This window comes from Microbacterium festucae (assembly GCF_025421715.1).
Taxonomy (GTDB): domain Bacteria; phylum Actinomycetota; class Actinomycetes; order Actinomycetales; family Microbacteriaceae; genus Microbacterium; species Microbacterium festucae.
The window spans coordinates 186,390-208,161 of sequence record NZ_JAOEFC010000002.1 but is presented as its reverse complement, the minus strand read 5'-3'; the positions used below and the strand labels follow the sequence as shown (position 1 = coordinate 208,161).

18 protein-coding genes and 1 other RNA gene are annotated in these 21,772 nt (G+C 72.8%); 10 read left to right on the top strand and 9 right to left on the bottom strand.

Going from position 1 to position 21,772, the window contains the following annotated elements:
• The first annotated feature begins 8 nt into the window (after positions 1-8).
• The 3 genes from N3K63_RS07150 to sucB are packed head-to-tail and all read left to right on the top strand — an operon-like array spanning position 9 to position 4,651.
• On the top strand, positions 9-1,478 hold the full coding sequence (locus N3K63_RS07150) for a leucyl aminopeptidase (RefSeq protein ID WP_261579475.1): 1,470 nt from the start codon (positions 9-11) through the stop codon (positions 1,476-1,478).
• Positions 1,475-2,845, top strand: a complete 1,371-nt coding sequence (gene lpdA / locus N3K63_RS07145) for a dihydrolipoyl dehydrogenase (protein ID WP_261579474.1) — start codon at positions 1,475-1,477, stop codon at positions 2,843-2,845. The genes N3K63_RS07150 and lpdA overlap by 4 nt, the downstream gene beginning before the upstream one ends.
• Positions 2,846-2,902: 57 nt before the next feature.
• On the top strand, positions 2,903-4,651 hold the full coding sequence (gene sucB, locus N3K63_RS07140) for a 2-oxoglutarate dehydrogenase, E2 component, dihydrolipoamide succinyltransferase (RefSeq protein ID WP_261579473.1): 1,749 nt from the start codon (positions 2,903-2,905) through the stop codon (positions 4,649-4,651).
• A 28-nt stretch (positions 4,652-4,679) separates the two neighbouring features.
• On the opposite strand, the gene N3K63_RS07135 is transcribed toward sucB, so the two are convergent.
• Positions 4,680-6,158, bottom strand: coding sequence for a hypothetical protein (locus tag N3K63_RS07135; RefSeq protein ID WP_261579472.1), 1,479 nt, complete (start codon positions 6,156-6,158; stop codon positions 4,680-4,682).
• A gap of 129 nt (positions 6,159-6,287) precedes the next feature.
• On the opposite strand from N3K63_RS07135, the gene N3K63_RS07130 reads away from it, so the two are divergent.
• A complete protein-coding gene (locus tag N3K63_RS07130; protein WP_261579471.1) occupies positions 6,288-6,998 on the top strand; it encodes a DUF4191 domain-containing protein in 711 nt (236 codons plus the stop codon).
• Between the two features lie 15 nt (positions 6,999-7,013).
• Here N3K63_RS07130 and N3K63_RS07125 read toward each other — a convergent pair whose 3' ends face one another.
• Entirely contained in the window at positions 7,014-7,400 is a 387-nt protein-coding gene (locus tag N3K63_RS07125) for an RDD family protein (protein ID WP_261580061.1), read from the bottom strand.
• Between the two features lie 165 nt (positions 7,401-7,565).
• Here N3K63_RS07125 and glnA (N3K63_RS07120) point away from each other — a divergent pair, with 165 nt between their 5' ends.
• From glnA (N3K63_RS07120) to N3K63_RS07110, 3 genes are all read left to right on the top strand, one after another.
• Positions 7,566-8,990, top strand: a complete 1,425-nt coding sequence (gene glnA, locus N3K63_RS07120) for a type I glutamate--ammonia ligase (protein WP_261579470.1) — start codon at positions 7,566-7,568, stop codon at positions 8,988-8,990.
• A gap of 278 nt (positions 8,991-9,268) precedes the next feature.
• The gene (locus N3K63_RS07115) at positions 9,269-9,568 is read left to right on the top strand and encodes a hypothetical protein (protein WP_261579469.1); all 300 of its coding nucleotides are present in this window, start codon (positions 9,269-9,271) and stop codon (positions 9,566-9,568) included.
• Positions 9,569-9,639: 71 nt separating this feature from the next.
• Positions 9,640-10,017 (top strand): hypothetical protein, encoded by a 378-nt coding sequence (locus tag N3K63_RS07110; RefSeq protein ID WP_261579468.1) that lies wholly within the window; start codon positions 9,640-9,642, stop codon positions 10,015-10,017.
• Between the two features lie 15 nt (positions 10,018-10,032).
• On the opposite strand, the gene N3K63_RS07105 is transcribed toward N3K63_RS07110, so the two are convergent.
• Genes N3K63_RS07105 through N3K63_RS07090 form a run of 4 tightly spaced genes read right to left on the bottom strand, consistent with a single transcriptional unit; the run spans position 10,033 to position 15,106 of the window.
• Positions 10,033-10,488 (bottom strand): hypothetical protein, encoded by a 456-nt coding sequence (locus N3K63_RS07105; RefSeq protein ID WP_261579467.1) that lies wholly within the window; start codon positions 10,486-10,488, stop codon positions 10,033-10,035.
• 22 nt (positions 10,489-10,510) lie between these two features.
• The gene (locus tag N3K63_RS07100) at positions 10,511-13,504 is read right to left on the bottom strand and encodes a bifunctional [glutamine synthetase] adenylyltransferase/[glutamine synthetase]-adenylyl-L-tyrosine phosphorylase (protein ID WP_261579466.1); all 2,994 of its coding nucleotides are present in this window, start codon (positions 13,502-13,504) and stop codon (positions 10,511-10,513) included.
• Between the two features lie 6 nt (positions 13,505-13,510).
• Complete coding sequence (gene glnA, locus N3K63_RS07095) at positions 13,511-14,848, bottom strand: type I glutamate--ammonia ligase (protein WP_261579465.1); 1,338 nt, start codon at positions 14,846-14,848, stop codon at positions 13,511-13,513.
• A gap of 30 nt (positions 14,849-14,878) precedes the next feature.
• Positions 14,879-15,106, bottom strand: coding sequence for an SPOR domain-containing protein (locus N3K63_RS07090; protein WP_261579464.1), 228 nt, complete (start codon positions 15,104-15,106; stop codon positions 14,879-14,881).
• A gap of 70 nt (positions 15,107-15,176) precedes the next feature.
• Between N3K63_RS07090 and ppgK the strand changes: the two genes are divergently transcribed.
• A complete protein-coding gene (gene ppgK, locus N3K63_RS07085) occupies positions 15,177-15,998 on the top strand; it encodes a polyphosphate--glucose phosphotransferase (protein ID WP_261579463.1) in 822 nt (273 codons plus the stop codon).
• A gap of 288 nt (positions 15,999-16,286) precedes the next feature.
• Here ppgK and rnpB read toward each other — a convergent pair.
• Positions 16,287-16,646: RNase P RNA component class A (gene rnpB / locus N3K63_RS07080), an RNA gene on the bottom strand.
• Between the two features lie 128 nt (positions 16,647-16,774).
• Here rnpB and N3K63_RS07075 point away from each other — a divergent pair.
• Together N3K63_RS07075 and N3K63_RS07070 are read left to right on the top strand one after the other, a co-directional pair.
• On the top strand, positions 16,775-17,482 hold the full coding sequence (locus tag N3K63_RS07075) for an LPXTG cell wall anchor domain-containing protein (protein ID WP_261579462.1): 708 nt from the start codon (positions 16,775-16,777) through the stop codon (positions 17,480-17,482).
• Positions 17,475-19,223: a DUF4012 domain-containing protein gene (locus N3K63_RS07070; RefSeq protein WP_261579461.1), complete on the top strand. Its 1,749-nt coding sequence runs from the start codon at positions 17,475-17,477 to the stop codon at positions 19,221-19,223. The genes N3K63_RS07075 and N3K63_RS07070 overlap by 8 nt, the downstream gene beginning before the upstream one ends.
• A gap of 10 nt (positions 19,224-19,233) precedes the next feature.
• Here N3K63_RS07070 and N3K63_RS07065 read toward each other — a convergent pair whose 3' ends face one another.
• Together N3K63_RS07065 and N3K63_RS07060 are read right to left on the bottom strand one after the other, a co-directional pair.
• A complete protein-coding gene (locus tag N3K63_RS07065) occupies positions 19,234-20,940 on the bottom strand; it encodes a bifunctional 3'-5' exonuclease/DNA polymerase (protein ID WP_261579460.1) in 1,707 nt (568 codons plus the stop codon).
• A gap of 18 nt (positions 20,941-20,958) precedes the next feature.
• Positions 20,959-21,690, bottom strand: a complete 732-nt coding sequence (locus N3K63_RS07060; protein WP_261579459.1) for a zinc ribbon domain-containing protein — start codon at positions 21,688-21,690, stop codon at positions 20,959-20,961.
• Positions 21,691-21,772: the final 82 nt, after the last annotated feature.

Here is a 21,772-nt window from a genome sequence, read left to right as displayed (position 1 = left end):
ATGGGGCAATGCCGTATCCGGAGCTGTCGTCCACCACCGCGCCCCTCTCCGACGTCGAAGCCGACGCCCTGCTGCTGGCCCTTCCGCCGGCCGACGAGTCCGGCGACGCGCTCGGCCCCTGGCCCGGGCTGGCCGAGGCGCTCACCGCCGTCGGGTTCACCGGGGCCCCCGGTCAGACCCTGCGGGTGTCGGCGCCCCAGGTCACTTCCCTCCCGCTGTATGTGGTCGGCACGGGCGCTGCGCCCACCGCCGACCGCCTGCGTGACGCCGTCGGCGCGGCGGTGCGCACCACGACCGGCTTCGAGGCGATCGCCGTCGGCGCCCCCGGCGCGCCCGCAGGCGCCCTGCGCGGCCTCGCCGAAGGCGCCGTGCTCGGCGGCTACCGCTTCGCCGGCTACAAGAAGAACGACGGCGGCAAGCCCCGCGCCGCGCGCGTGATCGTCGTCGCGCCCGAACAGCTTCCCGAGGCGGATGCCGCGGCCGCCACGGCGCTCGGCGCCGCCGCGGCGCTGGTGAAGGACCTCGTGCACACCCCCGCCCAGTGGCTCGGCCCGCAGGACTTCGCCGAGCGCGCCATCGAGGCCGTCGCCGGCCTCCCCGTCGAGGTCGAGGTGCTCGACGAGAAGGAGCTCGAGGCGCAGGGCTTCGGGGGCATCCTCGGGGTCGGACAGGGCTCGGACCGCCCGCCGCGCCTCGTGCGGGTGGACTACTCCCCCGCCGGCGCCACCCGCCACGTCGCGATCGTGGGCAAGGGCATCACGTTCGACACCGGCGGCCTGTCGCTGAAGCCGCCGGCATCCATGGTCGGCATGAAGTACGACATGTGCGGAGCGGCCACGGCGCTGGCCGTGGTGCGCGCCGCCGCAGAGCTCGCGCTGCCGGTGCGCGTCACCGGCTGGCTGTGCATCGCCGACAACATGCCCTCGGGGCGGGCCACGCGCCCGGGCGATGTCGTGCGCATCCTCGACGGCACCACCGTCGAGGTGCTCAACACCGACGCCGAGGGCCGCCTGGTGCTCGCCGACGGCCTGGTCGCCGCCAGCCGCACCCGGCCCGACGTGATCGTCGACGTCGCGACCCTCACCGGGGCGATCTCGGTCGCCCTCGGCAACCGGCACACCGGCGTGATGGGAGACGACGAGACCGTCGCCGCCTACCTCGCCGCCGCCGCCCGCGCCGGCGAGGACGCCTGGCAGCTGCCGCTCCCCGACCACATGGAGGAGGAGCTCGACTCGCAGATCGCCGACCTGCAGAACGCGAAGATCGGCGACCCGTCGGGCGGCTCGCTGTTCGCCGGGCTGTTCCTGCGCCGCTTCGTGGGCACCGTCTCCGACGAGCCCGACGCCGCGCGCATCCCGTGGGTGCACCTCGACATCGCCGGCTCCGGCACGACCAAGGCCGCCTACGGCGCGGTCGACAAGGGCCCGACGGCGGCCACGGTGCGCACGCTCATCGACTTCGTGGGAGGTGCGCGATGACCGAGCACGACTTCGACCTCGTGGTGCTGGGCGGCGGCAGCGGCGGCTACGCGGCGGCCCTGCGTGCGGCAGAGCTCGGCAAGTCGGTCGCGCTCGTCGAGAAGGACAAGCTCGGCGGCACGTGCCTGCACCGCGGCTGCATCCCGACCAAGGCCCTGCTGCACGCGGCGGAGGTCGCCGAGCACGTGCGCGGCGCCGCGCACGTGGGCGTGACGGCATCCTTCGGCGGCATCGACGTCGCCGGGGTCACCGCCTACCGCGAGGGCATCGTCGCCAAGAAGTACAAGGGCCTGCAGGGGCTCATCAGCGCACGCAAGATCACCGTCGTCCCCGGCGAGGGTCGCCTCGTCGACGGTCCCGCCGTCGCCGTCGGCGACGACCTCTACCGCGGCACCGACGTGGTGCTCGCCACCGGGTCGTACAGCCGGTCGCTCCCCGGCCTCGAGATCGGCGGCCGCATCCTCACCAGCGAGCAGGCGCTCGCCCTCGGCGAGGTGCCGCAGCACGCGGTCATCCTCGGCGGCGGCGTGATCGGCGTGGAGTTCGCGAGCGTGTGGCGCTCGTTCGGCGCCGAGGTCACGATCGTCGAGGCGCTCGACCACCTCGTCCCCAACGAGGACATCGCCCTCAGCAAGGGTCTGGAGCGGGCCTTCCGCAAGCGCGGCATCCAGTCGCGGCTCGGTTCCCGCTTCGCCGGGGCGACCCAGACGGATGCCGGGGTGACGGTGTCGCTCGAAGACGGCACCGCCCTCGAGGCCGACGTGCTGCTGGTCGCGGTGGGCCGCGGTCCCGCCACGGCGGGTCTGGGCTTCGAAGAGGCCGGCGTGGTGCTCGACCGCGGATTCGTCACAGTCGACGAGCGCCTGCGCACCGCCGCCGCGCACGTCTGGGCCGTCGGCGACATCGTGCCCGGTCTGCAGCTGGCCCACCGCGGGTTCGCGCAGGGCATCTTCGTCGCCGAGGAGATCGCGGGACTCTCCCCCGTCGCCGTCCCCGAGTCCACGATCCCCCGCGTCACCTACTCGAGTCCCGAGGCCGCCTCGGTCGGCCTCACCGAGGCCCAGGCCCGCGAGGTGCACGGCGACGCGGTCGTCGCATACGAGTACAACCTGGCCGGCAACGGCAAGAGCGAGATCATCGGCACCGGCGGCCTGGTGAAGGTCGTGCGCACCGCCGACGGACCGATCCTCGGGGTGCATCTGCTCGGCGATCGCGTGGGCGAACTGATCACCGAAGGGCAGCTCGCCGTCGGCTGGGAAGCCCACCCGGAAGACATCGCGCCGTTCCTCCACGCCCACCCCACGCAGAGCGAAGCGCTCGGCGAAGCATTCCTCGCGCTGGCAGGCAAGCCGCTGCACGCGCTCTGACGACCGGACCGGTCACTAAGCTAGACACGAATCGAACTTTCTGAAGGAGACATACCCATGAGCACATCCGTGGTCCTCCCCGCGCTCGGCGAGAGCGTCACCGAGGGAACGGTCACCCGCTGGCTCAAGAAGGTCGGTGACACCGTCCAGGCCGACGAGGGCCTGCTCGAGATCTCGACCGACAAGGTCGACACGGAGATCCCGTCGCCCGTGTCGGGCGTCATCGAGGAGATCCTGGTGCAGGAAGACGAGACCGTCGAGGTCGGCGCCGTCCTGGCGAAGATCGGCGACGGCTCCGCCGCGCCCGCCGAGGCCGCCCCCGCCGAGCCGGCCGAAGCCGCGCCCGCCGAGGCCCCAGCCGAGCAGGCGCCCGCCGCCGAGGCCGCGCCTGCCGAAGCCCCCGCCGCCGAGCCCGCCGCCGCCGAGGCGCCCGCCGCCTCCGGCGACGCGAAGGACATCGTGCTCCCCGAACTGGGTGAGAGCGTGACCGAGGGCACCGTCACCCGTTGGCTCAAGCAGGTCGGCGACAACGTCGACGTCGACGAGCCGCTGCTGGAGATCTCCACCGACAAGGTCGACACCGAGATCCCGTCGCCGGTCGCCGGTGTGCTGCAGGAGATCGTCGTCGCCGAAGACGAGACCGTCGCCGTCGGCGCCGTGCTCGCCCGCGTCGGCTCCGGTGCCCCCGCGCCCGCCGCCGAGGCTCCCGCCGCTCCCGCCGAAGAGGCACCGGCCCCCGCCGCGGAGGCGCCCGCCGCTCCCGCCGAGGCTCCGGCCGAGGCTCCGGCCGCTCCGGCCGAGGCGCCTGCCGCCGAAGCTCCGGCTCCCGCCGCCGAGGCCCCGGCCGCCGCTCCCGCCGCCGAGTCGTCCGCGCCGTCGCTGTCGGATGACGGCCCCACCTACGTCACCCCGCTCGTGCGCCGTCTCGCGCAGCAGCAGGGCGTCGACCTCGCCTCGGTGACCGGCACCGGCGTGGGCGGTCGCATCCGCAAGGAGGACGTGCTCAAGGCTGCCGAGGCCGCCAAGGCTCCCGCCGCCGCCGCGCCCGCCGCTGCTGCCGCGCCCGCTCCGGCGGCCGTCGAGGTCTCGCCGCTGCGCGGCACGACCCAGAAGATGTCGCGTCTGCGCAAGGTCATCGCCGAGCGTGCCGTGGCCTCGATGCAGGCCACCGCGCAGCTGACGACGGTCGTCGAGGTCGACGTCACGAAGCTGTCGTCGTTCCGCGACAAGGTCAAGGGCGAGTTCCAGCAGAAGACCGGCGACAAGCTGTCGTTCCTGCCGTTCTTCGCCGTGGCCGCCGTCGAGGCGCTCCAGGCGTTCCCGATCATCAACGCCACGGTCGACGGCGACGAGATCGTCTACCCGCCGAACGAGAACATCTCGATCGCGGTCGACACCGAGCGCGGCCTGCTCACCCCCGTGGTGAAGGACGCCGCCGGCAAGAACCTCGCGCAGTTCGCGCGTGACATCGCCGACCTCGCCGCCCGCACGCGCGACAACAAGCTCAAGCCCGACGAGCTGGCCGGCGGCACGTTCACGCTGACCAACACCGGTTCGCGCGGCGCGCTGTTCGACACGCCCATCGTCTTCCTGCCGCAGTCGGCGATCCTCGGCCTCGGCGCCGTGGTGAAGAAGCCGGGCGTGGTCTCGGTCGACGGCAAGGATGCGATCGCGGTGCGCTCCTACGTGTACCTCGCCCTCTCCTACGACCACCGCATCATCGACGGTGCCGACGCCGCCCGATTCCTGGGCGCGCTGAAGGCCCGCCTCGAGGCGGCGCAGTTCGAGGGCGACCTGGGCATCTGATCGACCGGTCCGCAGTGCCGGACCCCCCTCATCGCTGATCCGCGGCGTCGTAGACGTCGCGGATCAGCCATGTCTGCCCGACATCGACGATGACCACGAACTGCGTGGCATCGGCGGTGGCGGCCCGCAGCACCGCCACGCCCCCGTACTCGTCGACGAGCTCGACGGTCGGCTCGCCGGCGCCGGTCGCCGGTCCGGCCGGCAGCACCGCGCCGGGATCTTCCTGATGCGCGCGCCGACACGCGTCGTCGGTGCATGCGGCGAACTGCGCGAGCAGCGCCGTCCCCGCCGCCAGCGCACCCTCGGACGGTGCCGCGGGCGGTGGCGGCGAGACCTCACCCGTCTCGGCGTCCTGCCCGCCGTCCGCCCCGACTGTGGGAGGCTCCGCGGGGTCGGCCGCGGAATGCCCGTCTGCACCGCCGCCAGCTGCCGTCGCCCCGGTCGACTGCTCGACCTCCTCCGCCTCCGCCGACGGCCCGGCGGGGGCGCCCCGGCGCTCGTCGGCGGGAGCCGGCCACGCGACCCCGGCCAGCACGATGCCCGCGGCGACGACGGCGCCCACCAGCACCGGCTTGCGCCCGCCCCCACGTGCCGCACCCCCGCGTGGTGCACCGACGCGTGGTGCATCGACGCCTGCCGTGGACACCGCACGCTCGGTGCCGACGGCGAGCGTCGGCGGCGCCTCCCGCATCCGTCCCGCACCCCGAAGCACGCCCGCCGTGCTCGCCTGCCTCCCCTGCCCGCGTTCGCGGCGCCGCGCCGCCTGCTCCCGGCGCGCGTCGCGCCACTGCGCCAGCGCGCGCATCGTGCCCTCGACCACGGCGCCCACCCGTGCGGCGATGCCGGGGTCGACCTGCGCGGCGAGGTCGGCCCGGGTGACCAGCGCGGCGGTGGCCAGCTCCCGCGCCCGCAACGGAACGGGATCCGCGCGCAGCGGCCCGGGGTCGGCGGCCGCGAACAGCGCCTCCTCGAGCACGTCGACACGGCGCCGCAGCCCCGCCGGCTCGTTCAGCGCCCCGGCGGTGGCGGTGAGCGCGTCGCCCAACGGGCCGGCGCGGCCGACAGCGAGGGCGTCGACGAGCGCCGCGCCCTCGGCGACCGCATCCGCCGTGCCCCCGACGGCGAGCACCGGTCTGCCCTCGTCGGTGACCCACCAGGTGCCGGTCGGGCACGCGCGCGCCAGCGCGGCCACGCACCCGCGCAGCACGCTGACGGCGATGGTCACCGCCTCGGCATCCTCGATCGCCAGGCGGCGGTGCACCAGTTCGCCCAGACGCTGCGGGCAGGCCGGGAGGACGAGAGCCACGCCGAGCGCGGTGCGCGCCAGATCGAGGGGGGCGAGCAGGTGCTCGGCGGGATCGGCGTCCCACACCGCGGCGGGCGCGCCCTCGTCGAGCTCGACCCACAGTCGGGGCGGCTCCCCCGCCACCAGGAGCGCCGGGTAGGGCGCCTGGACGGCATCGAGAACGCGCAGCACGGTGGGGGCCAGCAGGTCGGTGTCGGACATGCCGCCAGTGTGCGCGCCGGCCGCCCTGTCGGGGCCCGCAGCACCGCATCCGGTGGACAGTGCCCGAGAAGAGTCGTCTGGGGAGGAACTGGCGTGTCAGAACGCCGGTGCGCCGGTAGGCTGGAGGGCATGTCTTCGCGCAGTACCTCTCCGGAGAAGCGGCCCGGCTTCTTCCGTCAGCTCCGTTCCCTCGTGACCTTCACCAAGGACGTGTACCCGTGGCTGCCGTGGGTGCTGATCGCGATCATCGTGGTCGTCACCGGCCTCGGCGTGCTCGTCGGGTTCTTCATCCCGCCGATGGCGATCTGGAGCATCATCCTGTGGGGCGTCACCGGTGTCATGTTCGGCATCCTCGCCGCCATGATCACGCTGACGCGCCTGTCGACGACGGCGATGTACAAGAAGATCGACGGCATGCCCGGCGCCGCCGGCCACGTGCTGTCGACCGCGCTCGGCCGCAAGTGGTCGGCGTCGGACACCCCCGTGGGCGTCAACCCGAAGACCCAGGACGCCGTCTACCGCGTCGTCGGTCGCGGCGGTGTCGTCATCATCGGCGAGGGATCGCGCGGGCGCCTGACCCGTCTCGTCTCGGACGAGAAGATGAAGGCCCAGCGCGTGGCCACCGGTGTGCCGATCAACGTCTTCTACATCGGTCACGGCGAGGGCGATGTCCCGATCGCGAAGCTCGCCTCCACCATCAAGGCGCTGCCGACCAAGATCGACCGCGGCACGATGGCCGCCGTCCTCAAGCGCATCGAGTCGGTGTCGCAGTCGGTGACGTCGCTGCCGATCCCCAAGGGCATCGACCCGATGAAGGCGCGCGCGCCCCGCCCGCGCTGACCGCGCGTCGGCGGTTCAGCCGCGCAGCAGCACCGTGCCGGCGGCCTTGTCGTGCAGGCCCCGCTGATCGGCGTCCCACACCACTGCGGGGATCACCAGCGCCAGCAGCAGCGTGCGCACGATCGGGCGCCACAGGCCCGCCCAGCCGCCGTGCAGCAGCTGCAGCCGCATGCCGAGGATGCGGTGGCCCGGGCTGCCGCCGAGGGTGGGGATGAACAGCACCTGCAGTGCGACGAAGACCATCATCGGGGCGAACAGCGACAGTCCCGCCTCCGATGGGAGCGCGAACTGGTCGTAGCCGAAGAACGCGGTGGCGATGATCGTCGCGGCCGCGTAGTCGATGAGCAGGGCCCCGATGCGCCGCCCCGGACGGGCGATGCTGCCGCTGCCCGATTCCGGCATCCCGAGTCGTTCGCCGGGATAGTCGTTGTCGGTCGCGCTCACCGGATCAGCCTAACCGCGTCCGTGTAACATGCCGGAAACATGCGGGACACTGCCGAGCAACCCCGCGCCGATAAGTTCGACGCAGCCGCTCAGGCTGTTCCACCACCCGATCTTGGAGACTCCATGTTCAAAGATTCGTCCGAGGTGCTGAAGTACATCAAGGATGAGGACGTCAAGTTCCTCGACATCCGCTTCACGGACCTTCCCGGCGTCCAGCAGCACTTCAACATTCCGGCCTCGACCGTCGACGAGGAGTTCTTCACCGTCGGCCAGCTGTTCGACGGCTCCTCGATCCGAGGCTTCGCGAACATCCACGAGTCGGACATGCAGCTCATCCCCGACGTGTCGACGGCGTACCTCGACCCGTTCCGCGAGGCGAAGACGCTGGTCATGATCTTCGACATCTACAACCCGCGCAACGGCGAGATCTACGCCAAGGACCCGCGCCAGGTCGCCAAGAAGGCCGAGAAGTACCTCGCCTCCACCGGCATCGCCGACACCGCCTTCTTCGCCCCCGAGGCGGAGTTCTACATCTTCGACGACGTCCGCTACGAGGTGAAGCAGAACTCGAGCTTCTACTCGGTCGACTCCGAAGAGGGCGCGTGGAACACCGGCCGCGCCGAAGAGGGCGGCAACCTGGGCAACAAGACCCCCTACAAGGGCGGCTACTTCCCGGTCTCCCCCGTCGACAAGACGGCCGACCTCCGCGATGACATCTCGCTGCGTCTCATCGAGTCGGGCCTCGTGCTCGAGCGTGCGCACCACGAGGTCGGCACCGGTGGTCAGCAGGAGATCAACTACCGCTTCGACACGATGGTCCACTCGGCCGACGACATCCTGAAGTTCAAGTACATCGTCAAGAACGTCGCCGAGCAGTGGGGCAAGGTCGCGACCTTCATGCCCAAGCCCCTCTTCGGAGACAACGGCTCGGGCATGCACACCCACCAGTCGCTGTGGCTGAACGGCGAGCCGCTCTTCTACGACGAGAAGGGCTACGGCGGTCTCTCCGACATCGCCCGCTGGTACATCGGCGGCCTGCTGGCCCACGCCCCCGCGGTGCTGGCCTTCACCAACCCGACGCTGAACTCCTACAAGCGTCTGGTCAAGGGCTACGAGGCTCCGGTCAACCTGGTCTACTCGGCCGGCAACCGCTCCGCCGCCGTGCGCATCCCGATCACCGGCTCGAACCCGAAGGCCAAGCGCATCGAGTTCCGCGCCCCCGACGCCTCGGGCAACCCCTACCTGGCCTTCGCCGCGCAGATGATGGCCGGCCTGGACGGCATCAAGAACCGCATCGAGCCGCACGAGCCCGTCGACAAGGACCTCTACGAGCTGCCGCCCGAGGAGGCCAAGAACATCCCGCAGGTGCCCAACTCGCTGCTGGACTCCCTGGAGGCGCTGCGCGCCGACAACGAGTTCCTGCTCGCGGGCGGCGTCTTCACGCCCGAGCTGATCGAGACCTGGATCGAGTACAAGATCGAGAACGAGATCAAGCCGCTCGCCGCGCGCCCGCACCCGTTCGAGTACGAGCTGTACTTCGGCGTCTGACCCGGCTCCGCCCGGTTGAGACCGACGGAGGAGGCCCCCGCAGCACGCGCTGCGGGGGCCTTCTCCGTTCCCCCAGATCTCCTCGACCACGCGTGGATGCGCGACGACTCCCCTCGCATGCAGGTCGGCGGCGGGCTATCGTGCGAGGCAGTACGTCGGCGAGGCGGGGGGGGTCGCGCATGGATGCTTCGGAGTCCGCAACTCCGGCGGCGCCGTCGCGTGATGATGGGCCGCGGCGTCGCGTACCAGGATGGGATCGCCCGGCGACCGTCCTCGTGTTGATCGTGGCTGTCCTCGCCGCGCTCCACATCTTCATCGGGGCTCTCCTCTTCGGCAGCATGGAGCTCAACTGGTACTTCCACCAGCACGGCATTTCCGCGTCCTGGCTCGCCGAGGCCTTCCGATTCGGATTCACTGTCTTCCCCCTCGCCGTTCTCGCGGCCGGGATCGTGCTGGCGGTGCGGGCGTGGCTCGGTGGGCGGCGGGCGTTCTGGTACGCACTCGGCGGCTTCGTCGGTTGGGTTCTCGTCGCCGGGGCCTTCATGGCCGTGTCGACCCTGGCGCGTCTCAACTCCTGACGTCGTCCATCGCGCGACGTCGCCGGCGGCGGCATCTGGACTCGGTGCGCGGGGCGAGCCACACTGCTGTTGTGAGCGACCGGATCCTCGTCTCGAAGATCGCGAACGCCCTCGTCGAGGACGCCGAGGCCCGCGTATCCGGCGTAGGCCTTGCCTTGTCAGGGTTCCGCGCGCTGTGGGGAGGTCTCTGGGTCGGCGGGCGCGTCACCCTCACCGAGGAGACCGTCGAGTTCTCCCCCAACGTCGTGAACCGCGCCGCCCAGTCGGGAACCCTCGATGTCTCGATATCGCTGAAGGATGTCACCGGCGTCGAGGTTCTGCCCGGCATCCTCACACGGATCGTCGCGATCGCAACCCCCGCACGAGTCCTGAAGGTCCGATGCTGGGGGGCGCACCGGTTCGCCGCGAGGGTCATCGCCGCCTGTGCCGGCGCCTCCGGCCAGGCGTAGCCGCCAGGCGACGCCCTAGGCGGAGGCGGGCGGTTCGGCGGCGAAGAGCTTCGGATGCCGTCGCAGGGCGACGACGGTGACCGCGACGTGCAGCAGCGCCACACCGGCGCACACCCCGAACCAGACCGCGAACTGCGCATCGGTGAACCGCGACGGATCGCCGGCGAGCAGGCCCACGGCGCGGATCGTCAGCATCACCGCCGCCGCCAGCGGCGCCGCAGTGCAGACGGTGACGAACGTCTTGGCCGCCGCCCGGCTCTGCGGGAAGGCGAACGACGCCAGCAGGCACAGGGCGGTGATCGCGCCGATCACGATCGTCGCGGTGACGGCGACATCGGGATCGAACTCGGCGTACCGCCGGCGGCCGGGCATGCCGAAGATGGTGCACGCCAGCACGCCGGCGGTGCCGATCCCCGTCAGCCACGCCCAGGCGCGCGTGCGCGGCGATCGCGGCTCGGTGGCCTCGGTCATCCGATCCCTCCACTCCTCGGCATCAGCCGTAGAAGAGCCGCTCGAAGTCGCGCCGGCTGCGGCGTGCGGTGCGCAGCCAGTCCTCTTCGACGCGAGTCGCCGAACGGGGGGCGTACTCGAGCAGCCGGCCGATGCCGTCGAGCTTGCCGCGGTCGGTGGGCAGCACGTCGCTGGTCTGCCCCGACAGCAGCGTGTTGGCCGACCGCAGGCGGCTGGCCAGCCGCCAGGATGCCGCGAGGTTGACCGCGGCCGCCTCTGGCAGCAGGCCCGCCTCGCGGGCCGCGCGCAGCGCGTCGGTCGTCGACGTGGTGCGCAGGCCCGGCACGGCGTGCGCGTGCTCGAGCTGGATCGCCTGGATCAGCCACTCGACGTCGCTGAGTCCGCCCGGCCCGAGCTTGAGGTGCCGAGAGCGGTCGACGCCCTGCGGGAGGCGCTCGTTCTCGACGCGCGCCTTGATGCGCTTGATCTCCCGCAGATCCTGCAGCTCGATGCGGGCCGGGTAGCGCACCTCGTCGGCGAGGGCGAGGAAACGGCGCAGCAGCGTGACGCTGCCGGCCACGCCGCGGGCGCGCAGCAGCGCCTGCGCCTCCCACGACACCGACCAGCGCCGGTAGTAGGCGGCGTAGGCGTCGAGCGAGCGCACCAGCGGACCGTTGCGGCCCTCCGGCCGCAGGTCGGCGTCGAGCTCGAAGGGCACCCGGTGGTCTTCGGAGTGGGCGCGCAGCCCCGCCACGAGCTTGAGCGAGAGCTCATGCGCGCGCTGCGGGTCGATGCCGTTCGCGTCGTAGACGTAGAGCACGTCGGCATCCGAACCGAAGCCCAGCTCGGCGCCGCCGAAGCGGCCCATCGCGATGACCGCGAAATCGAGCGCGGCATCCTCGGCGGGCACCACGTCGCGGCGGACGGCACGCAGGGTCGCCTGGATGGTGACCTCGCTGACGGTGGTGAGGCCGAAGGCCAGCTCTTCGATGGTGACGGTGCCGACCACCGAGGCCAGCGCCAGGCGCAGCAGTTCGCGGCGGCGCATCGCCCGGATCGCGCGCGAGGCGTCGTCGAGCGCCTCGTGGCGGGCCTGGATGGCGCGGGCCTCCTCCTGCAGGGCGAGCCCGGTGCGCGGGCGCAGCTGCTCGCCGGCGTCGAGCCAGGCCACCGACTCGGGGATCCACTCCATGAGCTCGCCGATGTAGCGCGAGCCCGACAGGGCGCGGGTGAGGCGTTCGGCGGCGCCCGACGAGTCGCGCAGCATGCGCAGGAACCACGTGGTGTCGCCGAGCCGCTCGCTCACCCGCCGGTAGGCCAGCAGACCGTAGTCGGGGTCGACGCCGTCGGCGAACCAGTGCAGCATCACCGGCATCAGCGCGCGCTGGATCGTCGCCTTGCGGCTGATGCCGCTGGTGATGGCGGCCATGTGGCGCAGGGCGCCGGCCGGGTCGCGGAAGCCGATCGCAGCCAGGCGGTCGCGGGCGTGCTCGGGCGAGAGCGTCTGCTCGTCGACCGGCAGGGCCGCCACGGCCGACAGCAGCGGCCGGTAGAACAGGCGCACGTGGATGTCGCGCACCTCGCGCTTGACCGACTCCCACAGCTGCCACACGCCCTCGCCGGTCTCGGCCAGTCGCGAGGCGCGTGCCAGCACGCGGCGTGCCTCGGGCGACTCGGGCATGAGGTGGGTGCGGCGCAGACCCCACAGCTGCAGCCGGTGCTCGAGCACCCGCAGCACCCGGTAGTCATGGGCGAAGGTGCCCGCCTCGGCGCGGCCGATGTAGCCCTCGGTGACGAGCGCGTCGAGGGCAGGCAGCGTGCCGCGCTGGCGGATGCGGTCATCGGCGAGACCGTGCACCAGCTGCAGCAGCTGCACCGTGAACTCGATGTCGCGGATGCCGCCGGGGCCGAGCTTGAGCTGCGAGGCGACCTCGCCGGCGGGGATGTGGTCGGTGACGCGCTCGCGCATGCGCTGCACGCTGTCGACGAAGTTCTCGCGAGCCGCGCTGGTCCACACCTTCGGCTGCACCGCGGCGACATAGGCCTCGCCGAGCGCGGTGTCGCCGGCGATCGGGCGGGCCTTCAGCAGCGCCTGGAACTCCCAGCTCTTGGCCCAGCGGTCGTAGTACGACAGGTGCGACTCGAGGCTGCGCACGAGGGCGCCCTGCTTGCCCTCGGGGCGCAGGTTGGCATCGACCTCCCACAGCGGCGGTTCGATCTCGACGCCCGAGATGCCGCGCATGGTCTGCACGGCCAGGCGCGTGGCGATGTCGATGGCGCGACTCTCGGAGAGGTCGGCGTCAGCATCCACCGCTCCCCCGACGAAGATGACATCGACGTCGCTGACGTAGTTGAGCTCGCGCGCCCCGGTCTTGCCCATGCCGATGATCGCCAGCGCGGTGGCGGCGACCTCGTCGCGCGGGAAGAGCCCCGCCCCGGCTCCCCCGGTCGACACCCGCGTGCGGGCGACGGCGAGCGAGGCCTCCAGGGCGGCCCCCGCGGCGTCGGCGAGAGCGCCCGCCACCTCGGCGAGCACCTCGACCGGATCGGGCGCCGAGAGGTCGACGACCGCGATCCGGGCGAGCAGGCGCCGGTAGCGCACGCGCAGCGCGACCCAGCGGTCGTCGCCGCCGGATGCCGCGAATCCGCCCGCATCCACGTCGACGGCGGCGAGCATCTCGTCGCGCAGCTCGGCGGCGGTCGGCAGTTGCGTGCGGGGCGCGACGTCGGCGAGTTCCTCGGGGTGCCGCAGATAGAAGTCGGCGAAGCCGCTGGAGGCCCCCAGCAGCAGCCACAGCGGCACCGCGGCACGGCGGAACGCCGCCGCGACGGCATCCGCGTCACGTCGTGCGATGCGCACCAGCGCACCGAGCGCCTCGTCGGGGTCGGCGGCCCGCTCGACGTCGGCGAGCAGGTCGCCGCGCGGGATGCCGATGAGCTCCGCGAGCTCGTCGAGGCCGGCGTCGGCCTGCGACAGTCCCGCGAAGCCGAGTCGGGCAAGGCCGGTGAGGCCGGACGTCCGCTCGGTCGACGACATGGCCGCTTAGAGCATCTCCAGGTTGCTCTTCAGCTCGAACGGGGTGACCTGGGAGCGGTACTCCTGCCACTCCTTGCGCTTGTTGAGCAGCACGTAGTTGAAGACCTGCTCACCGAGGGTCTCGGCGACGAGCTCCGAGTCCTCCATGTACTCCAGGGCGTGGTCGAGGCTCGCCGGCAGCGGCGAGTAGCCCAGCGCACGGCGCTCGGAGTCGGTGAGCGACCAGACGTTGTCCTCGGCCTCGGCGGGCAGCTCGTATCCCTCTTCGATGCCCTTGAGCCCGGCGGCGAGCATGAGCGCGAACGACAGGTAGGGGTTGGCGGCCGAGTCGAGCGCGCGGTACTCGACGCGCGTGGACTGCCCCTTGTTGGGCTTGGCCTGCGGCACGCGGATGAGCGCGGAGCGGTTGTTGTGACCCCAGCAGATGAAGCTGGGGGCCTCGTCGCCGCCCCACAGCCGCTTGTAGGAGTTGACGAACTGGTTGGTGACGGCGGAGATCTCGTTGGCGTGCGTGAGCAGCCCCGCGATGAACTGGCGCCCCGTCTTGGAGAGGTGGTACTGCGCACCCTCTTCGTAGAACGCGTTCTGGTCACCCTCGAACAGCGACATGTGCATGTGCATGCCCGAGCCGGGCTTGCCCGACAGCGGCTTCGGCATGAACGTCGCGTAGACGCCCTGCTCGATGGCCACCTCCTTGACCACCGTGCGGAAGGTCATGATGTTGTCGGCCGTGGCCAGCGCGTCGGCGTAGCGCAGGTCGATCTCGTTCTGACCCGGGCCGCCCTCGTGGTGGCTGTACTCGACCGAGATGCCCAGGTCCTCCAGCATCCGCACCGAGCGACGACGGAAGTCGTGCGCCGTGCCGCCGGGGACGTTGTCGAAGTAGCCGGCGGAGTCGACCGGCTCGGGGCCCTCGGGCCCGTACGACGAGGACTTCAGCAGGTAGAACTCGATCTCGGGGTGCGTGTAGAACGTGAACCCGGCGTCGGCGGCCTTGGCGAGCGTGCGCTTGAGCACCTGGCGCGGGTCGGCCACGGCCGGCTGCCCGTCGGGGGTGGTCAGGTCGCAGAACATGCGCGCGGTGGGGTCGATCTCGCCGCGCCACGGCAGGGTCTGGAACGTGGTGGGGTCGGGGTGGGCCAGCAGGTCCGACTCGTAGGAGCGCGTGAGGCCCTCGATGGCGGAGCCGTCGAAGCCGATGCCCTCGCTGAAGGCCCCCTCGACCTCGGCGGGCGCGATCGCGACCGACTTCAGGGTGCCGATCACGTCGGTGAACCACAGGCGCACGAATTTGACGCCCCGTTCCTCGATCGTGCGCAGTACGAAGTCCCGCTGCTTGTCCATCGCGTCCTCTCCGAAGCCAGTCCCGCCAGCCTATCGGGCCGTGTCGTCCCCCGATGCGCCCGCGCCGGTGCCACCCCAGTCGTCGTCGGCGCTCTCTTCGGCCGCCCACGCGCGGGAGCGCTCGGCGAGGATCTCGGGGGCGCGTGCCGCCTCCTCCGCCGTGTCGAACGGGCCCGCCCGATCGACCGACGGGGACTCGAAGCCGCGCTCGACCTCGCCCGTGTTCAGGTTGTACCAGTACTTGTCTTCGCCGCTCATGAAGCCCTCGTCTCGGATGCCGGTGGCTCGATCCTACTGAGCGGTCTTCGCGGCTCGATAGGCTGGAAACATGGCGACCAAGACGCAGCATGCAGTCGGTGTGGACATCGGTGGAACCGGCATCAAGGGGGCACTGGTCGATCTGGCCGACGGCTCGCTGCTGACCGACCGGGTGAAGGTCGCCACCCCGGCGGGCGCGGAGCCCAAGGACGTGCTGGCTGCCGTGAAGGTGGTGCTCGAGACCCTCGAGGTCACCGGCGCGGATGTGCCGCTCGGGGTCGCCTTCCCCGCCATCGTGCGCCGCGGGCGCACCATGTCGGCCGCGAACGTGTCGGACAAGTGGATCGGCTTCGAGGCCGAGACGTTCTTCGAAGACGGCCTCGGGCGCGAGATCCACTTCGCCAACGACGCCGACGTCGCCGGTGTGGCCGAGCTGCGCTACGGCGCCGCGAAGGACGTCGACGGCCTCGTGATCCTCACCACCCTCGGCACCGGCATCGGCACGGCGCTGATGTACGACGGCGTGCTCATCCCCAACTCCGAGCTCGGTCACCTGCAGCGCGCCGAGAAGAAGCGCGACTTCGAGGGCGTCGCCGCCTACTCGGCGATGGAGCGGGAAGACCTCTCGTGGGAGGAGTGGGCCGCGCGCCTGCAGCGCTACTACTCGCACCTCGAGTTCCTCTTCAGCCCCGACCTGTTCGTCGTCGGCGGCGGCGTCTCCAAGCACGCCGACCGGTTCCTGCCGCTGCTCGACCTCGACACCCCGATCGTCCCCGCCGTGCACCGCAACAACGCCGGCATCATCGGCGCCGCGGCGCTGGCGCTGGCCGCCGACGCCCCGACCAGCACCCCCGCCGAAGCCGCCACGCTCGTGGCCAAGTCCACCGACTGACCGCGCGCTCGCGGGTCTCACGCCCTGGGGTCTCACGCCCTGGGGTCTCGCGCCCTGGGGTCTCGCGCCCTGGGGTCTCACGCCCTGGGGTCTCACGCCCTGACGGCGAGAGAACAACTGCGCGCCGAGGGTACGGGTCACGACCGTTCTCTCGGCGGTGAGGTGTTCTCTCGCGGCCGGGCGGATGCCGCCGGGCCGGGCGGATGCCGCGGGGCCGGGCGGAGGCCGCGCGGGCGGGCGGGCGCCGCGGGGGCGGGCGGATGCCGCGGGGGGCGGGCGACGCGGGGGCGAATGGGCCGGCCTGTACGCCGGGTTCTGTTCCGGGGCTGAGCCCCTTCGACGGTCATCTCTCTCGGCGACACGTTGCCGTGCCGCTCCAGCGGCCTACCCGGGGACTCGGCGAGCCGCGTCAACATCCCCTGTCTGGCCTTGCTCCGGGCGAGGTTTACCGTGCGGGTCGTGTCACCACGACCCCGGTGGTCTCTTACACCACCCTTTCACCCTTACCCCGGTCGGAACCGGGGCGGTCTGCTCTCTGTGGCACTGTCTCGCGGATCACTCCGGGTGGGTGTTACCCACCGCCCTGCCCTGTGGAGCCCGGACGTTCCTCGGTGCGGTTGCCCGCCACGCGACCGTCCGGCCGACCCATTCGCATCCCCGATCCTACGCGCCGCGCCGCCGACCCCGTTGTCGGAAGCGGGCGCAGGGTCTAGAGTCGGCACCGGGGAACGGGCGTATGGGGCGCCCGATGCTATCGGACTCATTGGGGGAGAACGATGGAGAAGCGTCATTTGTGGGCGGCTGCCGTGATGGCGGCCGCACTGTGGGCCAGTGCCGCACCGGCGTACGCGGAGAACTCTCCGCCGCCGGAGCCGGCGGACACCACCGAGACGGAGGTCGGCGACGTCGGTGTGTACGCGCCACCGCCACCGCCGCCACCTCGGGAACCGAGCCTGGTCGGCTCGTCGGTCGACGTGATGTGCGTGCGCGACGCGCCCGTCATCTCGTATCGCGTGCAGCTGACCGATCCCGACGACACGGCGACCGGGCACGATGCTGTGCTCGTGATCACCGACGGCGTCAACCGGGTGGAGATCCCGCTGGGCGATGTGAGCTCGGGGGCGCTCAGCGGCACGCTGCTGTGGCCCGGGGCGTCGGTCGACGACGCGGGCAACGGCACCGGCTGGCCCGGGTGGGAGTATCGCGACGGCGAGTGGGTCGAGGTCGACGGCAACTTCGCGTGGACCCGCGACCGCATCACCGCGTCGATCGAGGTCAACCCGGTGCTCGCGGTGCCGCTGGCCTACCCGCCGGCCACTTCGGCGTGCGCCTCGCCCACGGTCACGGGCACCCCGTTGGCCTCGGGCAGCACTCCGCTGGCGGCCACCGGCGGCGATGCCGCCGCGGTCGCCGTCGTGGCCGGTGCGGCGGTGGGGGCGGTCGTGATCGGCGGCGTGCTGCTCCTGCGCCGGCGTCGTGCCTGACGGCATCCCGCTGCGACGACGAGAGGGCGGCGGCCTGCGCATCCTGCTGATCGGGTGCGCGGTGCTGCTGACCGTCGTCGCTGCGGCCTTCATCTGGCTCGGGTTGCGGGTGGTGACCGCCGCCACCCACCTCGACGCGGCGCGCGACGCCGGCGAGAGGGCCGCCCAGGCGGTCGCCGCCGACGACCCCGCCGGGCTCGCGGATGCCGCCGGCACGCTGACCCGCGAACTGGCCGCCGCCCGGGAGGTCGCCGCCGACCCCACCTGGGCCGTCGCCGGTCTGGCCCCGGTGCTCGGCGGCGACCTCGCCGCGGTGCAGACCCTCGCCGGCGCCCTCGGTGCCGCCGCCGTGAGCGCGGAGCCCCTGGTGGACGCGCTGCGCACCGGCGGGCTGCAGCCTGCCACCGCCGGCGCGGCGATGGCGCCCCTGGCTGCGCAGGCAGCCCGCGCCGACGCCCTGCTGCGCGGCATCGACACGGGCACGCTGCTGCCACCTGTGGCCGGCGCCGTCGAGCGCACCCGGTCGCTGCTGCACGAGGCCCTCCCCACGCTGCAGACCGCCGCGGCGCTGGCACCGCTGGCATCCGTCGCCGAGGGCGACGCCCCGGTCACCGTGCTGGTGATGATCCAGAACAACGCGGAGCTGCGCACCGGGGGCGGGATCACCGGGTCGTTCCTGCAGCTCACCGCCCACGACGGCACCTTCACGCTCGACGCGCAGGCGTCGTCGGCCGACTTCGCCGCGCGTTCGACGCCGGTGGCGCCCGTGCCCGACGCGCTCACCGCGCTGTACGGCGACGTGGTGGGCCGCTTCGTGCAGAACGCGTCGATGCCCACCGACTTCACCCTCACCGCCCGGCTCGCCGCCGCCTGGTGGACCCAGCGGGGTGGCGCCGCGCCCGACCTGGTGCTGTCGGTCGACCCGATGGTGCTCGTGGCGGCGCTGCGGGTGGTGGGACCGGTCGACCTCGGCGACGGCACGACGATCACCGCCGACGACGCGCTCACCCGCCTGCTCGTCGACCCGTACCGCACGCTCGACACCGACGGGCAGACCCGGTTCATGCAAGACGCCGCCGCGCGGGTGTTCGCCCGGATGGTGGCCGCGCCGCCCGACCCGCTCGCCTGGGGCGCGGCGCTGGCGGGCCCGGTGTCCGACGGGCGCGTGTCTGCGTGGTCGGCCGACCCGCAGGTGCAGAGCGCCCTGGCTGCGAGCGCCCTCGGCGGACCCGCCGCCCGCCACCGCCTCGCTGGCGACGAGGCGTATGCGGTGTCGTTCAACGACGGCACCGGCGGCAAGATGGGCGTCTACCTCGACGTGGGGCTGCAGGTCGGGGCGGCGCAGTGCCGCGCCGACGGCCGCGCCGACGTGATCGTGCGCCTCACCATGACCAGCACCGCTCCGCTGGATGCCGCCACCTCGCTGCCCGGCGACGTGACCGGCCGCGGGATGTTCGGCACCGGCGTCGGCGACATCGGCACGACCGTGGCCGTCGCCGCACCGCCCGGGACGCTCTTGAGCTCGGTCACCAAGGCGGGCGCCCCGGTGGTGGTCGCCCAGGCCGACGAGGGGGGCTTCCCCACCAGCGCCCTGCGCGTGAACCTCTCGCCCCAGGAGCGCAACGTGGTGGAGTTCCGCTTCGTGGCCGCCTCCCCCGGCGCCGCCGCGCCGGTGCTGCTGCACACGCCGATGGCCACCACTCCCCGCCCGGGCGCGGCGGTGCCCGTCTCCTGCGGATGACGCGCGGGCGTCAGCCTTTGGCGGCGTCGGCGCGGATCTGCAGGTCGAGGGGGAAGTCGAGGGGGAACCCGCCGAACAGCAGCCGGGTCGCGGCGTCGGCGGCCTCGCGCACCGCGACGGCCACCGCCTCGGCCTGCTCCTGCGGGGCGTGCACGATGATCTCGTCGTGCAGGAAGAAGGCCAGGTGCGCCCGCGCGGCGAACACCGGGCCGGATGCCGGGGCGGGGGCGTCCGCGACCGGCAGCGCCGCCAGACGGGTGCGCAGGTCGGCCAGCCACGCCAGCGCCCACTCGGCGGCACTGCCCTGCACGACGAAGTTGCGGGTGAACCGGCCGCGGTCGCGCGCACTGCGGCGAGCGCGGGTCTCGTCGGCGGCCGAGGCGTCGGCCCCGCTCGCCTCCTGCTGCACGCGCTGCCAGCCGGATCCGGGGGCGGGGCTGCTGCGGCCGAGCCAGGTGGTGACCACTCCCCCCGCCTCGCCGACGGCGGCGGCCTCGTCGACCAGTCCCATCGCGCGCGGGTAGGCGCGGCGCAGCGCCGGCACGAGCCGCCCGCTGTCACCGGTGGTCGCGCCGTACATGGCACCGAGCATCGCGATCTTCGCCTCCTGCCGTGAGGTGACGACCCCTTCGCCGACCATCCCGGCATACAGGTCCGTCCCGCGCGCGGCAGCCGCCAACGCGGTGTCGCCCGCCATCGCCGCCAGCACCCGGGGCTCGAGCTGGGCCACGTCGGCGACGACGAGGGTCCACCCGGGATCGGCGCGCACCGCCGGTCGCAGCTGTCGGGGCAGCTGCAGGGCGCCGCCGCCCGACGAGGCCCAGCGGCCCGTCACCACCCCGCCCGGCACGTACACCGGTCGGAACCGGCCCGCCGGCGCCCACTCCTCCAGCCACGCCCAGCCGTTCGCGCTGGCGAGCCGGGTGAGCTTCTTGTACTCCAGCAGCGGCGCGATCACCGGGTGGTCGTACTCGGCCAGCTCCCACCGGTTGGTCGACGTCGCCGGCACCCCCGCGCGGTGCAGGGCCCGCAGGAGCTTCGGCTGCGAATCGAGGCTCGCCCGGTCGTCGCCGAGCGCGGCCCGCACCACCGCGCCGAGCTCGGCGATGCGCGCGGGCACACCCCCCGCCAGCGGGCGCGGGCCCAGCGTGGCATCGAGGATCCCCGCGTGCACCTCCCGGCTCCACGGCACCCCGGCCGCGTGCAGCTCTTCGGCCACGAGCGCGCCCGCCGATTCGGCGGCCAGCAGCAGTTCGAGCCGGGCGCGCTGCGGCGAGGCGGTCACCGCCTCGCGCTGGCGCTCGAACTCGGCGAGCACCTCGTCGAGGCTCTCGGGCAGCACCGGCACGTCACCGCCGTCGAGGTCGAACAGCGCCTGCGGTCCGGCCTCCTCGAGCGGACCACCGGCATCCCACCCGCGCGCCGCCCGCAGCGCCGGTGCGTCGGCCCAGGCGCTCGTACGCAGGATCGCGTGACTGAGGCGCAGGTCGTGACAGCGCGAGATGCGGATGCCGGCATCCAGCAGCATCCGGTACCACCACCGCGTGTCGTGCCACACCCAGCGGGTCGCCTCCGCATCGGCGGCGACCGCACGGCGGAAGGCATCGTCATCGAAGGCGTGCACGGCGAGGCGGTCGCCGTTCCGGTCGAGGTCGACGACGGTGATCGCGCCGCCCTCGCCACGCCCCACCACGCGCCAGCGGGGCGCGGTGGTCACGGCATCACCGGGTGGCCGTCACAGGCCCGACTCGTCGGTGCGCACCAGGATGCACCCGCACTCGGGGCAGAACACCACGTCGTCTTCGGCGGCCTGGCGCACGGTCTGCAGATCGGTGCCGGAGAGCACCATGTTGCAGCCCTCGCAGGTGCGGCGGCGCAGCAGTCCGGCACCGGCGCTGCCCGCGCTGAGCTTGTCGTACTGGGCGACGAGGTCGGCGGGCAGTGCCGCGGCGACGGCGGCCCGGTCGCGGGCGGCGGCCTCCTGGCGGGCGGTCGCCTCGGCGACGGCCGCCTTGCCCTCGGCGCTCAGCCGGGCGCCCTCGTCGTTGGTGGCGGCGATCAGCGCCTGCTGGGCGGCCACGGACGCCTCGGCGGCCTCCAGGCGCTCCATGATCTCCAGCTCGAGGTCTTCCAGGTCGCTCTTGCGCTTGGCGAGCGAACCCAGCTCGTGCTCGAGTCCCTGCACTTCTTTGGCGTTGCTGCTGGTGGCCAGCAGCTGCCGGTCGCGGGCGACCCGCGCATCCACCAGCGCGACGTCGGTCTCGAGGCGCGACAGCTCGGTCTGCGCATCGTCGCGGGCGGCGAGCAGGCCCGTCAGCTCGGTCGACTGCGCCTGGCGCTGCGCCAGCAGCTCCTGCACCCGCGCCGTCTGCGGCGGGTGGCGACGAGCCGTCTCCGCGGCGCTCACATCCCGGTCGAGACGGGCGAGCTCGAGAAGACGGAGCTGGTCGGAGAAGCTGGCTTTCACACGACAAACACTATCCCGGGCCGTATCGCCCGGCATCCGCTCGGCAATAGCATGTGGCACCGGAACAGCAGGCGCGCGTCCT

Coding starts and splice junctions, on each gene's coding strand:
- N3K63_RS07150 (WP_261579475.1), top strand. CDS start 9: ATGCCGTATCCGGAGCTGTCGTCCACCACCGCGCCCCTCTCCGACGTC.
- lpdA (WP_261579474.1), top strand. CDS start 1,475: ATGACCGAGCACGACTTCGACCTCGTGGTGCTGGGCGGCGGCAGCGGC.
- sucB (WP_261579473.1), top strand. CDS start 2,903: ATGAGCACATCCGTGGTCCTCCCCGCGCTCGGCGAGAGCGTCACCGAG.
- N3K63_RS07135 (WP_261579472.1), bottom strand. CDS start 6,158: ATGTCCGACACCGACCTGCTGGCCCCCACCGTGCTGCGCGTTCTCGAT.
- N3K63_RS07130 (WP_261579471.1), top strand. CDS start 6,288: ATGTCTTCGCGCAGTACCTCTCCGGAGAAGCGGCCCGGCTTCTTCCGT.
- N3K63_RS07125 (WP_261580061.1), bottom strand. CDS start 7,400: ATGCCGGAATCGGGCAGCGGCAGCATCGCCCGTCCGGGGCGGCGCATC.
- glnA (WP_261579470.1), top strand. CDS start 7,566: ATGTTCAAAGATTCGTCCGAGGTGCTGAAGTACATCAAGGATGAGGAC.
- N3K63_RS07105 (WP_261579467.1), bottom strand. CDS start 10,488: ATGACCGAGGCCACCGAGCCGCGATCGCCGCGCACGCGCGCCTGGGCG.
- N3K63_RS07100 (WP_261579466.1), bottom strand. CDS start 13,504: ATGTCGTCGACCGAGCGGACGTCCGGCCTCACCGGCCTTGCCCGACTC.
- glnA (WP_261579465.1), bottom strand. CDS start 14,848: ATGGACAAGCAGCGGGACTTCGTACTGCGCACGATCGAGGAACGGGGC.
- N3K63_RS07090 (WP_261579464.1), bottom strand. CDS start 15,106: ATGAGCGGCGAAGACAAGTACTGGTACAACCTGAACACGGGCGAGGTC.
- ppgK (WP_261579463.1), top strand. CDS start 15,177: ATGGCGACCAAGACGCAGCATGCAGTCGGTGTGGACATCGGTGGAACC.
- N3K63_RS07075 (WP_261579462.1), top strand. CDS start 16,775: ATGGAGAAGCGTCATTTGTGGGCGGCTGCCGTGATGGCGGCCGCACTG.